Source organism: Pseudomonadota bacterium, from assembly GCA_039193195.1.
Taxonomy (GTDB): Bacteria; Pseudomonadota; Gammaproteobacteria; order Steroidobacterales; family JBCBZW01; genus JBCBZW01.
Window position 1 is genome coordinate 1 of sequence record JBCCWS010000050.1, and the last position, 13591, is coordinate 13591.

Annotated in this window: 8 protein-coding genes; 5 read left to right on the forward strand and 3 right to left on the reverse strand. The window is 65.3% G+C overall.

The window, feature by feature from the left end; genetic code table 11:
* Positions 1–267: 267 nt before the first annotated feature.
* The 3 genes from AAGA68_23480 to AAGA68_23490 all read left to right on the forward strand — a co-directional run bounded on the left by AAGA68_23480 (position 268) and on the right by AAGA68_23490 (position 7650).
* Entirely contained in the window at positions 268–2349 is a 2082-nt protein-coding gene (locus AAGA68_23480; protein ID MEM9388037.1) for an alpha/beta fold hydrolase, read from the forward strand.
* A 127-nt stretch (positions 2350–2476) separates the two neighbouring features.
* Entirely contained in the window at positions 2477–5323 is a 2847-nt protein-coding gene (locus AAGA68_23485) for a serine/threonine-protein kinase (GenBank protein MEM9388038.1), read from the forward strand.
* 551 nt (positions 5324–5874) lie between these two features.
* The gene (locus tag AAGA68_23490) at positions 5875–7650 is read left to right on the forward strand and encodes an integrin alpha (protein MEM9388039.1); all 1776 of its coding nucleotides are present in this window, start codon (positions 5875–5877) and stop codon (positions 7648–7650) included.
* Positions 7651–7658: 8 nt separating this feature from the next.
* Here the strand turns inward: AAGA68_23490 and AAGA68_23495 are convergent, their stop codons facing one another.
* The gene (locus AAGA68_23495; GenBank protein ID MEM9388040.1) at positions 7659–8528 is read right to left on the reverse strand and encodes a TatD family hydrolase; all 870 of its coding nucleotides are present in this window, start codon (positions 8526–8528) and stop codon (positions 7659–7661) included.
* A 77-nt stretch (positions 8529–8605) separates the two neighbouring features.
* On the opposite strand from AAGA68_23495, the gene AAGA68_23500 reads away from it, so the two are divergent.
* Positions 8606–9904: a M20/M25/M40 family metallo-hydrolase gene (locus AAGA68_23500; protein ID MEM9388041.1), complete on the forward strand. Its 1299-nt coding sequence runs from the start codon at positions 8606–8608 to the stop codon at positions 9902–9904.
* A gap of 203 nt (positions 9905–10107) precedes the next feature.
* Here the strand turns inward: AAGA68_23500 and AAGA68_23505 are convergent, their stop codons facing one another.
* A complete protein-coding gene (locus tag AAGA68_23505; GenBank protein ID MEM9388042.1) occupies positions 10108–11817 on the reverse strand; it encodes a hypothetical protein in 1710 nt (569 codons plus the stop codon).
* Between the two features lie 216 nt (positions 11818–12033).
* Here AAGA68_23505 and AAGA68_23510 point away from each other — a divergent pair, with 216 nt between their 5' ends.
* Entirely contained in the window at positions 12034–12393 is a 360-nt protein-coding gene (locus AAGA68_23510) for a hypothetical protein (protein MEM9388043.1), read from the forward strand.
* On the opposite strand, the gene AAGA68_23515 is transcribed toward AAGA68_23510, so the two are convergent.
* Positions 12369–13559 (reverse strand): aspartate aminotransferase family protein, encoded by a 1191-nt coding sequence (locus AAGA68_23515; GenBank protein ID MEM9388044.1) that lies wholly within the window; start codon positions 13557–13559, stop codon positions 12369–12371. The two genes, AAGA68_23510 and AAGA68_23515, sit on opposite strands and share 25 nt — an antisense overlap.
* Positions 13560–13591: the final 32 nt, after the last annotated feature.

Consider the following 13591-nt stretch of genomic DNA (forward strand, 5'->3'; position numbering starts at 1 on the left):
TGTGTTGAACAGTGCACCCTGCGCTGTGGTAACGTCGTCCATTGGAAGGCCTTCTTTGTGTCCGAAAGTGCTGTGTCGTAACACCTTTCTAACACATCGAGGGCCTTCTTCTCTTTTGGCTCATGAATAATCCAGGCTAGGACCCATGCAAGCGTGGCGCACGCGCGCCGGGTCCGCGGCGAGGTGGGTCTGCTTGACTGCACCGATGTCGTCTTTCCTTGCCACGGCTTGGCACCTGCACACTTAGCGGGGGCACGGGCGAAGCGGGTGTTGCCACTCTTTGGGGCCGGGGGCAGACTAGCGCGGAGGCTACGAAGAACCTACCAAGGACCGGCCGCCATCGACTACATCCGCCCCCTGCTCCTCCTGCTGACCATGCTGGGTACAGTCAGCCAGGCTGCTACGCCGCAACCGGCACGACTCGCCGATTTTGCCGAGCGCCCGTTCCTCAACAACCCCGTGCTCTCACCGGATGGGAGGCGCGTTGCCGTGCTCGTTCAGAACGGGCGCGAGCAGCTAATCGGCGTGATCGACGTCGATGCGGCGGCCGGCAACGACATCGAGTACTTCAGCTTCGGCAGCCGCCATATCTACGGCGCGGACTGGGCAGGCAGCCAACGCTTGCTCGTCAGCACAACGCGCCCCCTGACGAGCGAGGAGTTCGTCTTCGCCGTCACCATGATGCTCGGCGGCGTCACCGATACGGACCAGATCCTGCGCAACGCGCTGATGGTTCTCGATGTGGCCCGGGGCCGAGCCATGGACATCAACGATTCCTCGTACTTTGACTCGGATCGACTGGTCCATGTGGATCCGAGGGGAGCTTACGTCCTCGCCTATCAGTACCGCTTGCCAAAGCGGGATCCGTTCGTGGTGCGCATCGACCTGAGTTCCGGCGAGGAAGAGATCATTCAAAAGCCCCGCAGGGGCATCGACCAATGGCTGGCGGACAGCGACGGCACCTTGGTCGGTGGCATCAGCTATGCGAAGCGCCGGTGGCGCCTGCACCTCGCGGACCCAAAGAGCGGCAAGCTCAAGCTGATCCAATCGAAGCGGTACGCGGCCATCGACGGTGAAGTGGTGAGGAGCATCAAGATCGTGCCCGGCACACGCGAGGGCATCATCCACACGAACAGCCTCACGGGTCGCTTCGCCGCCTACCACTACGACGTTGCCGAAGATGTCATCCTCGAGCCCATCTTTGAACACTCGGTGGCCGACGTGACCTCGCTTGTCACCGACCCGTCCAACCGGGTGGTCGGCGTTCAGTACGAAGTCGACAAGCTGGAGCAACACTGGATCGACCAATCGATCGAAGCGGTGCAGTCGCGCATCGACAAGGCCCTACCCGGACGAATCAACCTCATCACCTCCTTCAGCGACGATCGCAACCGCACCCTCTTCTACTCGCAGGCCAGCTCCGACCCGGGTTCGTACTACCTCTTCGACCGGGCACGGAACCGGGTCGAACAGCTGCTGAAACCGTACGAGAGGATAGACCCCTCTCAGCTCTCCCCCGTCGAACCGATTCAGTACACGGCGCGCGACGGCACGCTCATTCGCGGTTATCTCACGCTGCCTCGCTACGCGCCCAAAGACGTGCCCCTACCGAGCATCGTTCTACCGCACGGCGGCCCCTTCGCCAGAGACAGCTGGAGCTACAACCCGTGGGTGCAGTTCCTCGCGGATCGCGGCTACGCGGTGTTGCAACCGAATTTCCGCGGCTCCACCGGTTTCGGTCACGATTTCGTAGAAGCCGGCTACGGCGAGTGGGGACGCAAGATGATCGATGACATCGACGATGGCGCCGCCTGGCTCGTGGAGACCGGCGTGGCAGCGCCAGAGCGGATCTGCATCGCCGGCGCGAGCTACGGTGGCTACGCCGCCCTCTGGGCGTCAATTCGTCAGCCAGACCGCTACCGCTGCGCCGTGAGCCTCAATGGTGTCACCGATCTCGACACGATGCTGCGCTACGACCGAAAACTGTTCATCGCATCGAGGTACGCGCAGCGCTGGGAGGAACGCGTGGCGGGCGTAGACCTCGACAACCTGGATCGGGTGTCGCCCACACACCAGGCAGAGCGGATCAAGGTGCCGACGCTCCTGGTACAAGGCGAGGCGGATCGAAACGTGCCAAAACAGCAGGCTGACATGTACCTTGCGGCCGTCAGGAAGACTGGGACGCCGTGCGTGGAAAGCCTGTACTTGCCGGGGGCAGATCACAATCTCTCCAGCAGCGAAGACTTCGCCAAGTTCCTCGCACGAATGGAGGTATTCCTCGCGCGGCAGCTTCCGACACCGCGAAATCCGCGGCCTTCGCTCCATCGCGCAGAGGGCTGCACCTCCTAGAGGTCGCACGCGAGCGGCCGGCGGCTCCCTCAGTTGGGAGCTACTTGCTCGCCCGCGCTGACCCCACCGCGTCGCGCCTCGCCGGCATGGACGAGTGCCGCCCGTCGGGGCAGGATGACCCCGACGCATGCGCGTTAGGGAGGAGAGTGCCGTGGCGGAACGGGAAGAAGACTACGCGATCGTCGAGTCGCTGATCGACGAACTGCTAGAGCTCACGCCGCAGATGCGCGCGGTGCGGCGCCGTCAGCTTGCGCAAGAACACCCACCGAAGCTGCTCGAACGCCTCGATGGCCTGCTCGCTGCCGACGCGCGCCTAGAGGGCACTGCCTTTATGGCCGAGCCAGCGATTGAGGAGCCCACGGAGCCAGCTCCCCGGCGCGCCGATGTTCCCCTACCTATGTCTTTTGATCGCTATCGAGTCTTAGGCCACCTCGGCACGGGCGGTATGGGTACGGTGTACCTGGCGGAACAGACCGACCCGGTGGAGCGCCGGGTGGCCCTGAAGGTCACCCATGCCTTCGACTCCCCCCGAGACCGCACACGCTTCGCTCTCGAGGCGCAAGCGCTGGCGCGGATGGAACATCCGAACATCGCCACGCTCTACGACAGCGGCATCACCTCGGATGGCACGCCCTACGTGGCGATGGAGCTAGTGCGCGAAGCGCATACCATTCTGCGCTGGTGTGATGATGCGAGAGCCACCGTCGAGCAGCGCCTGCGCCTGTTCCAACAGGTGTGCGCTGGCGTCGCCCATGCGCACGAGAAGGGCGTCTTGCACCGAGATCTCAAGCCCGCCAACGTGCTGGTCACCGAGATCGATGGGCAGCCCACGGTAAGGGTCATCGATTTTGGCATCGCCCGCGCCTTCAGCGGTGCCGAGGGCACCCGCGTCTCTCAGGCATCCGTCGCCGGGTCTCCCATCTATATGAGCCCTGAGGCTGTCGGTGCCACTGGCAAGGTGGACTTAGACACGCGCAGCGACGTCTACTCGCTCGGACTGCTCCTGTGCGAGCTGATCTCCGGCGAGCTTCCCTTCCCTGCTGATCCCTCCCTGAACGCGCTCATCGAACGCTTGCGCAGCGAACGCTCGCTCGGACCTGCCGATTGGTTGGGCAAGCAGTCTGTAGAGCAACTGCGCCCCCTAGCTGATGCGCGAGCGTTAACACCGGCGGGCCTGCAGCGCGCCGTGGTCGGGGACCTCGATGCGATCGTCCTCAAGGCCATCGCCTACGATCGAGAGCAGCGCTACGCCTCGCCGCGCGACATGGCTAGGGACATCGACCGGCATCTGCGCCACCAACCGATCGATGCCCGCACGCCGGAGTGGCCCTACTACGCGCGCCGCTTCATCCGCCGCAACCGTGGCGCCGCGGCGATAGCCTCCATCGCCCTGCTCACCCTGGTCGCATTCGCCGCCACCATGACCTTGCAGGCCGGGCGCATCGCAGCGGAGCGAGACCGCGCCAATCGCGAAGCGCAGGCCAAAGGACTCGTCGCCGACTTCCTCACGGAGTTGTTCAGTCTGGCCGATCCAAACCAGACCAAGGGCGAGACGGTCACCGCCCGCGAACTGCTCGACCAGGGCGCAGCCAACATCGAGAACTCCCTCGACGCGCAACCGGCAGTCAAGGCGGAGCTCCTCGCAACCATGGGCGATGCGTATCGAGGCCTGGCCCTGTTCTCCCAAGCGCAGGCCCTGGTGGAGAAGGCCTTGGCGGCGCGACGCGCGCTCTACGGTGAAAACCATCTCGACACGCTAGAGACGCTCGGTCAGCTGGGCCTGCTGTTCATCGATACCGGCAGGTATAACGAGGCTGAGACGATCATTGAGCAAACCTACGAGGGCCAACTCCAGCTGCTAGGCACCGATAGCCAGGAGGCTCTTTGGACTGCCGTTAGCCTGGCGGTCGTCTACGAGCAGCAGGGCCGCTTCGAAGATGCTGCGACGCTACTCGAAGACACCCTTCGCAACTACCGCACGCAGCTCGGCGACGACGCCTCCAAGACGCTGATCACCGTCGATCGCCTGGCCCGTGTCTACCGCCGTCTTGGCCGCTTCGACGAATCCGAGCCCCTGGCCCTCGAGGCCCTGGCAGGGCTGAGGCGTACGCGAGGCGAAGACGATCTACGTACGCTTGATGCCGTCAATGGCCTCGCCGTGCTCTACGCCATGCAAGGCCGCTACGCCGAATCGGAGCCGTACTTCGAGGAGCTAGTGGAATTGACGAAGGCGAAACTCGGCGATTTACACCCCTTCACCTTCGATTCCATGAACAACCTGGCGGCAGTACGTCTCGATCAAGGACGTATCGCAAGCGCTGAGCCTCTACTGATCGCGACTTACCAGGGTCGCAGGCAAGTCTTCGGGGAGCATCACCCGCGCACGCTGACCGTCCTGATGAACCTCGGACGTGCGCACCTAGAGCTCGGCCGCCACGACCAGGCTGAAGAGGCCTACTTGCTTTCCTCGCAGGGGCTTAGCGATGCATTGGGAGAAGCTCACCTGTTCACCATAGAAGCGCGCACAGGCCTCGGCGACGTATACCTTGCGCAGGGCCGTCCTGGTCTGGCCGAGGCGCAGTACATGGAGATAGTGCCCGCGCTGCGTGAGTCCCTGGGTGAGGACCATCCCCAGGCCATCGCCGTCAAGGGGGGCCTTGCGAAGGCGTTGGCGGGGCTTGGACGCTACGCTGAAGCCGATCCCGTCGCCGAAGGCGCACTAGCGCTCGCACGTGAGGTGCACGGGGACCAGCATGCCGTCACGGCGGGCGCCGCCGTCGATCACGCCCGCACCCGTGCCGCCTTAGGGGATCATGAGTATGCGCTCTCCCTGCTGACCGAAGCGGCGGCCGCCGGATACGCCGATGTGGATCTGCTGACGAGCGCCCGGGAGCTTCAGGCGCTGCCCCCGGACGCGCTCGACGTGGTGCTTTCGATGGCGCGCACCAATGCTGCTGCCACATCCTCCGAGTAACGGGGTCGATCGCGTAGACACCGCCGACCGGTGCCTCGAGCAACGTACGCACTGACCGGCCCCGTCACCTACTAGCGAGACCAACCGGCGCGACCCGTCCGGGCCCCAGCTGCCATATACCTGTCAGATGCTGTAGCTCGCAATACACCTCCATCCTCGCCAGTAGGCTAACCAGAGCAAGGCAGATAGCGAGAGAAGGGACTAGGACTCACCGCCGCCTGCACTGCCAGCACTTTTGGTAGGGCGAACGCGTCGATGCTGTTTCCGTGGCAGGCGGCGGCCTGGCGCCAGCGTCCGAGCCGGAATCACTATCGTCAGTCGTAGGCTCGCCCTCGGCGATGGTGCGATGCATCCACGATTTCAGGGAATGGAGGGTTAAGTCAAGCGCATGCTACGCAAAGACTAGCCTGACGATGGCTTTCTCTATGCTGAGCGCCACACCTAAACCGGGTAGTACCGGTAGCCAATGACTAGTGCGTTAGCGATTGATGCGCCTGGGCGCCAGAAGGGTTAGCGTGGGTCCAGCAGGCAGCACTACCCACACGAGGATCATGATGATCAAGCACCCGATGGCGAGGACGCCAGCACGGCCAACTACCCCGCTCACGGCCGCAGCCATCACAACGCTGGTGGCCACGACCTGCCTCGCACCCCTAGCCGCCGAAGAACCGCATGCATCCGCCGCCTTCGAGGCCGGCCTGGCCCTAGGCAAACTGTTCTCCGTGGCCGGTGGAGACGGCACCGAAGGCGTGGTACTACGCGGCTATGAGGATGGCCTCAACCTAGGCACCTCCGTAGCGCTCGGCGGCGATCTCAACGGCGATGGTATCGACGACCTGCTCATCGGCGGCACCCAGCGCGGATCGGGTATGGGGCCCGGGCTGGTCTTCGTGGTTTACGGGCGCAGCGATATCGCCGAGGCAGAGGTCGACCTCACCGCCCTCTTTTCCCAATCAGGTGGCGACGGCAGCGACGGTTTTGTCATCCGAGGCCTCACCCGCCGCGACTGGCTCGGCGGCTCCGTGGAGATTCTCGAAGACTTCGACGGTGACGGCTTAAACGACCTGGCCATGTGCGCGCGCAACGCCAACCTTGGCCTGGAGAGCCGCGCGGGCGAGTGCTACATCCTGTTTGGCAGGGCAGAGAACTTCCCGCCGCAGTTCGACCTGCGCTCCTTAGAACCTGCCAACGGAGGCGACGGCAGCGCTGGCGTGATCATCACCAACGACCAGGCGGTAGCCGAGTTGGGTGGATCTCTCGCCGATGTCGGCGACATCAACGGCGATGGGCTCAGCGACCTTGCCATTGGCGCCCCCAACGCGATGCCCTCGACGGGACGCACACGCGCGGGAGCCGTCTACGTGATCTACGGCAACCCCCGCGAACTGCCCGCACAAGTGGTGTTGCCCCTGTTGATCGATGGCGTGCGCGGCTTCGAGATCGCCGGCGCCGCTGACGAGGATGGCCTCGGCGATTCAATCGACGGCGGCCGCGACATCAACGGCGACGGCGTCGACGACTTGATCGTCGGCGCTGGCCAGGCCGCGTTGACGCCCGAGTTCTTCTTCGGCCCCGGTGAGGCCTATCTGCTGTACGGCCGGACGGAGGGCTTTCCCGCCCTGATCGACGTTGCCGACTTGCGCGAGGCTAACGGCGGTGATGGCAGCCGTGGCGTCGTCTTTCGGGGCGTAGAGCCCGGCGACCGGCCCGTTTCCTCCGGGGGGCGCCTAGGCTCGGGCGCGGCGCTGGTGGACGACGTCAACGGTGACCACATCCCAGACCTGCTGCTCGGTGCATCGTCGGAGACCGTCGACGACGTGGTCTTCTCCGGACGCTCCTACCTCATCTTCGGAAAATCTAATCTGCCTGCGCAGATCGAACTCGCTACGCTGTTCGAGGCCGAGGGAGGCGATGGCTCGACCGGTGTGGTCTTTGGCGGCAAAGCGGACGGCGGATCAGTCGGCGCCAGCGTCGCAGGGGTTGGCGATATGAACGGGGATGGCCTCGGCGACGTCATTCTCGCCGCCACCATTGCCGACGCACCGGGGCAGTGTTGCGTAGGTAAGCTGTACCTACTCTTCGGCCGCGATGATTTTGACGCGGAAGAGTTCCTGACGCAGCTCGGGGGCGGCGACGGCAGCCAAGGCGTACTGATCAGAGGCGTTAGCCAAGGCGATTCCGCCGGCACCGCGCTGAGCGGTGGCGGTGACTGGAACGGGGATGGGGTCGACGATGTGGTGATCGGCGCGCAGATCGCAAACGCCTTTGGGCTGCTGGATGCCGGAGAGGTCTACATCGTGTTCGGCCGGTCGGCGCCGCCGCGCTGACCGCCCGCTCAGCTCTCGCGCACGACGGTCCGCTCAGATCCTCCGCCCCAGAACAGGCGCTCACTATTGGCGTAGACCGTCGGCAGGAAGTCCTCTACTTCAAGGCCTCGAAATCCGGCCAGATACTCCGCGACGAAGGGCAGGAAGTATGGCGCGTTTTTCGTGCCCCGATAGGGCACGGGCGTGAGGTACGGCGAATCGGTCTCGATCACCAGCTGCTCGATGGGCGTGGCCGCCACAACCTCCCGCACGTTGTCAGCCGTCTTGAAGGTGGCGATGCCGTTAAAGCCCAAGCTGAACCCTTCGCCCAGACAGTACTCCGCTAGTGGCAAGCCCGAGGTGAAGCTGTGGATCACGCCCTTGCGCCGCAGCTGACCTGAGAAGTTCGCGAGGATGGCGCGCGTGTCTTCGTCCGCATCACGCGTATGCACGACGATCGGCAGGTCCTGCTCCACGGCGATGGCCAACTGCGCCTCGAATACCTTTCGTTGCACCGCCCGATCAGCGTGGTCGTAGTAGTAGTCGAGACCGATCTCTCCCACGGCCACCACTGCCGGCAGGCGCGCGCGCGCGCGTATGGTCTCGCCGGTCTCCTCGCGATAGTGTTCCGCCTCGTGTGGATGCACGCCCTGGGTGCACCACAGGGCATCGTTCGTCTGTGCCAGATCGAGGACCGTTTGCAGGTTGTCCGGGGAAACGGCGATCGTCACGATCTTGTCGATCCCCACCTCACGGGCGCGACCCAGGGTTGCCGCGAGCGCCTCCTGGTCAAGGTAGTCGAGGTGGCAGTGGGTCTCGAACAATGGGTGTTCGAAGCGGGGAATTTCGGGTCGCGCCTTGGCACGCTTGGACTTGCCCATGGGCGCAGAGTCTACCACCGCGTCCGCTCCCCCTTTTGGCGCGCGTCACTCACCGCGTAGAGTGCGTCCCACCGTTCCCGAGTTTGGAGCCCTTCATGCCCTCCCTTCGCGCCCTACTCTCGTGCCTATACGCCATGCTCGCGAGCACGCCGCTCTTCGCGGCAGAACTCTCTGCCGAGGAGGCAAAGATCCTCGAGATCATCGAGGCTCGGGCCGAGGACGCCATCGCCCTGCTCGAGCGCGCGGTGAACATCAACAGCGGCACGATGAACCTCGAGGGTGTCCGCGAAGTGGGTGACCTGTTCCGCGCCCAGTTCGATGATCTGGGCTTAAGCACGGCCTGGGTAGACGGCTCGGCCTTCGAACGCGCTGGCCACCTGATCGCGCGCTCGAACGGCACCGGTCCGCGCCTACTCCTCATCGGTCACCTGGACACGGTGTTCGAACCGTTCAGTCCCTTCCAACGTTTCGAGCGCGACGGCAACCGCGCCAAGGGCCCCGGGGTGGTGGACATGAAGGGCGGCAACGTGGTGATCGTCGAGGCCCTGCGCGCTCTGAAGACCGTCGGCGTACTGGACGAGGTGGCCGTTACGGTGGCACTGATCGGCGATGAGGAGCGATCCGGTCGGCCCTTGGACCAGGCCCGCGCCGCCCTGCGCACCGCCGCCCACAACGCGCACTTCGTGCTCGCTTTCGAGAACGGCGACTCCAATCCCGCCACGGCCGTCATCGCCCGCCGTGGCGCCTCTGGCTGGCGCCTTGAGGTGACCGGCAAGCCGGCCCACTCCTCCCAGCTGTTTCAGCCAGAAGTCGGGGCGGGCGCCGTGTACGAGGCGGCGCGCATTCTGCACGGCTTCTACGAACGCCTCGCCAGCGAGAACCTCCTCACTTTCAACCCCGGCGTCATCCTCGGCGGCACGGACGTTACCTACGACGCCTTCCAAGCCTCGGGCACGGCCTTTGGCAAAACCAACGTGGTAGCTGGCTCGACGGTAGTCACCGGCGATCTGCGCGCGATCTCCCGGCAGCAGCTGGAGCACGCAAGATCGGTGATGCGCGAGGTGGTAGCCGACTCCCTGCCTGGCACCAGCGCCACCATTACCTTCGACGACGGCTACCCGCCCCTCGCACCCACTGCAGGCAATCATGAACTATTGAAAATATTCAGTCAGATCAGCAGCGAGCTGGGCCATGGTGAAGTCGCCGCCGTCGACCCGCGCAAGGCCGGCGCCGCCGACGTCTCCTTCACCGCGGGTATCATCGATCGGGCGATCGATGGCCTAGGCCCTGGCGGGGGCAATGACCACACGCTAGCCGAGTACATCGACCTGCCGACGCTCGCGGTGCAGACGCAGCGGACAGCGCTGATGATCCTGCGCCTCTCGCGGATGTAGGCGGTGGGCCTGCCAATCGATCCGCTCGTTTTGCGTCTTCCCCTAGTGTCCTGAGCTAGAAGTTCGTTGATGAATTCGTGGCACCTTTTCGCCCCTGAACACGTTGCTCCTCCTCCCGTGGGACCTGCCACGCTCGTCCTCGCGCCGCGCTCAGGAACAAAAAGCCCCGTGCGACTTCTTCGACCAACTTGCGGGACAGGACGCTAGCCGCCGGGCAGATCGTCGATCAAGGGCAGCTCGTCGTCGAGTCCGGTAAGCTCCCAACGGCCGAGGGCCATCGGAACACTATCGATCTTATTCACTCGATCGAAGAAGTCCTTCAGCCGGAAAGGCTCACCGGTCTCGGCAAGCTGCTTGGAGTAATCCGCGAAGGTGCGCTCCAGCAGGTACTTGCCCGTGATGTAGCTGGTGCCATAGCCGGGCTGGCGAAGGTACAGGTGCTGCTCGAAGATCAGCAGCTCCTTCTCGGTCTTCATCCACCCCCGCGGCGTCCACTCCACGTGCACGCCGCCGGCCTCCTCCATAGTCATCTCGTTGGCGTGTGCGTAGAGCGAGCCCAGGCCGCGCGCGGCGCGTTGGGCCAACATGATCCACACGATCTCGCGCACGCGCGGGTTGTGGTCGTAGAGTCCCGCATGCATGAACATCTCCTCCACGCCGGTCGCGAGGCCCTCGCTGTGGCTGTCGAAGATATTGTAGAGCAAGGCCCCCTGACGGATCGGACTGGGGTGAGGCGTGCGGTCCATGCGGGCCAGCTCAAACCAGTGGTAGAAGTGGGTGTAGAGCGGCGTGGGGTCGTAGTGCGCGGTGATCCAGAAAAAGTTGCGCGTCGCTTCGGGCACGAAGGCGCCAAGATGCTCGTAAAGGGCCGGCTCGAAATAATCCTCGTAGGTGATGATCTCCTCATCGCGCAGCCACTTCAGGAAATACTGGGCTGAGCGGTCGGCGAGGGCGTCGTACTCCTGCGGCGAGCTCGCGGCGACGAGCGGCGGCAGCTTGCGGTTGCGGTGCTCCTCCAGACGCAGGGACGACCAGGCGCGGTCGAGCTCGCGCTTTAGCAGGCGCACTTCATCTTCCCAGGTGAGCGGCACCAGGTGAACGTTCTGCAGATACCAGGTGTAGTTATCGCGACCGATGCCCGATGGCCCGGTCTTGCTGGGGGCCTGCGCCTCGAGCCAGCCGACGAGCTCGCTGCTCGCGCGCTTGGCCGCATCGAGCGCATCGCGCAGGGCCGGCGTCGCCGAATCGCCAACCTGCTCGCTGATCGTGCGCAGGTAGTCGCGTTGCTGGCGGATATTGCGGATTCCGGTGATCCACAGGTCGCGGGCGTTGCCCGTGAGGTTACCGCGAGCTTGCGCCATCAGCGGAGGAATCACCGCTAGCTCGCGCGCTAAGCGCGCCTGGGCGTCGCCGTCCAGCGGCTGCTCGTAAGTCCAGTACTCCACCACCGCGTGGTGGGTCGGGCCCTCGTGGCCAGGAACATCGCTGCGTCCCATCCAGATCGATTGGTAGAAGGCCGGGTCACGCACCCAAGGTTTGAGCACGCGGTGGTTGAAGTCGTAACCGTTCATCTCTGCGCGCACGACGTGCCAATCCACCTGCAGGGGGACGGGCCAGTCGCTGGGGTCGACGGCGCGTAGGCGCTCGCGCAGGGCGAGGAACTCAGGCTGGCGCCGTGCAAAGGTGGCGGCAGTGTAGTCCGGCGCGCCGTCGAGTAGCGGAGGCGATTCGAAGGCGCGCCACTCCGCATGCAGGGCGAGTAGATCCTCGTAGGTACCCTGTGCGGGGGCAGTGGGTGCCCAGGCTAGCAGCAGCGCGAGCGCTGCCGCGGCGGGCCCACCTTGGGGCCGTGCGCGTATTGGCGAAGCGGATTGCTGCTGCGGTGATTCTGGTTGCCTGCGCCCGTGGGCCATCGAGGTCGCCTCCTGCTGCGAATGCGTTCGCTCACGCGACAACCGCACCGAGCCGTGCCGTGTGCTCCGTGGTGCGATCCGCGTGAACCTGTCACGCTCCGATCATAGCTAGCCACGCGCCGGAGCGAACCCTCGCCGGGCGCCCTGCGCCAGCTTTTGGGAGAAAGGTGCGTGATTTGCTTCGGATCGATCCGACGACTTCACCGGTGCGCGGTGGTGGCGACGTACGGCGCGTTGCTCTGCGCGTGTGCCGGCACGGCGCCGACGGCGCCACCGGTTGCGCAGCCGCTCGCGCCGGTGGGTCCGGGCTTGGGCCAGCTTGCGCGGCAGCTCATCGAACGCGTCGAGCGTGAGTCGAACTGTCGCTATCTGCTCGCCGGCCGCACGGTGCCCACGCGGGGCAGGCCCTTCAGCGTCGTGCTGCTGAGCTATCGCGGTCCGGAGGTGGAGTGCCGACAGGGGCTCGAGGCTCTAAACCGCCACGGCGCGCCTCGAGGGGTGGCCTTCGTAGCTTCACGCCTGCGCCTCGCGGTCCGCGCAGGCGCTCTCGCTCAGCCGACGGGCTCAAGCTGGTAGCGCTGAGCGACGGTCCCTAGGCGCTCGGCACCGATGGCCAGCTCAGCGTCGCTGATCGTGAGGGGGGGAACGATGCGGATGACGTTCTCTCCGGCGGGCACCGTGAGGACGCCGGCCTTGGCCGCTGCCGCGACGACTTGCGCGTTGCTGATGCCCTCAGCGCAGCGCAGGCCCAACATCAGGCCTACCCCACGCACCTCCGCGAAGACCTCGGGGTACGCGGCAACCAACTCTTGGAGTAACCCTCGAGCGCGCTCCCCCGCCTCCCGCACGTGCGCCAAGAATGCGGGCGTGGAGACGATGTCGAGCACGGCCTTGCCCACTGCGCACCCGAGGGGATTGCCGCCATAAGTCGAGCCGTGCGCGCCGAGAGTCATGCACTTCGATGCCCGCTCACGCGCCAACAACGCACCCAGGGGAAAGCCGCCGCCGATTCCCTTCGCCACCATCATGATGTCCGGCACGATCCGCGCGCGCTCGTGAGCGAACAGGCTTCCCGTGCGCCCAACGCCGCACTGCACCTCATCGAGGACCAGCAGCACGCCGTGCGCATCGCAGGCCTCGCGCAACCCGTGCAAGCACTCCTCGGACAGGGGACGGATACCGCCCTCCCCCTGCACGGGTTCGACCATCACCGCCGCCGTCTGCGGGCCAATTGCCGCACGCAAGGCCTCGTGATCGGCGAAGGGCAGCTGGCGAAAGCCGGGCAACAGCGGCGCGAACCCGTGGGTGAGCTTGGTCGAACCCGCAGCCGCGATCGCCGCCGCCGAACGGCCGTGAAAGGCGCCCTCGAAAGCGATAATCTCTCGACGCTGCGCATCGCCTTGCTCGAACCAGTGGCGGCGCACCATCTTCACCGCGAGCTCGCAGCACTCCGTGCCAGAGTTGGCGAAGAACACCGTGTCCGCGAAGGTGAGGTCGACGAGTCGTTCCGCCAGTTCACGCTGGGCCGGTATCTCGTAGAGGTTGCTGACGTGCCAGAGCCGTTGCGCCTGCTCGGTCAGTGCCCGTACCAGCGCCGGGTGTGCATGGCCGAGCACGTTGACGGCGATGCCAGCAGCGAAATCGAGGTAGCGCTCGCCGTGGGTGTCGACGAGCCAGCAGCCCTCGCCGTGGCTGAAGGCGATGGGGGCACGGGCGTAGGTGGGGAGCAAGGCGGGCATCATGAGAGCGGATCCTGTCGCGGCGGCGGTCGCGT

Excerpts from the sequence above, each read along its gene's own strand:
- AAGA68_23515 (MEM9388044.1), bottom strand. The coding sequence starts at position 13,559 with ATGATGCCCGCCTTGCTCCCCACCTACGCCCGTGCCCCCATCGCCTTC.
- AAGA68_23505 (MEM9388042.1), bottom strand. The coding sequence starts at position 11,817 with ATGGCCCACGGGCGCAGGCAACCAGAATCACCGCAGCAGCAATCCGCT.
- AAGA68_23500 (MEM9388041.1), top strand. The coding sequence starts at position 8,606 with ATGCCCTCCCTTCGCGCCCTACTCTCGTGCCTATACGCCATGCTCGCG.
- AAGA68_23485 (MEM9388038.1), top strand. The coding sequence starts at position 2,477 with ATGCGCGTTAGGGAGGAGAGTGCCGTGGCGGAACGGGAAGAAGACTAC.
- AAGA68_23490 (MEM9388039.1), top strand. The coding sequence starts at position 5,875 with ATGATGATCAAGCACCCGATGGCGAGGACGCCAGCACGGCCAACTACC.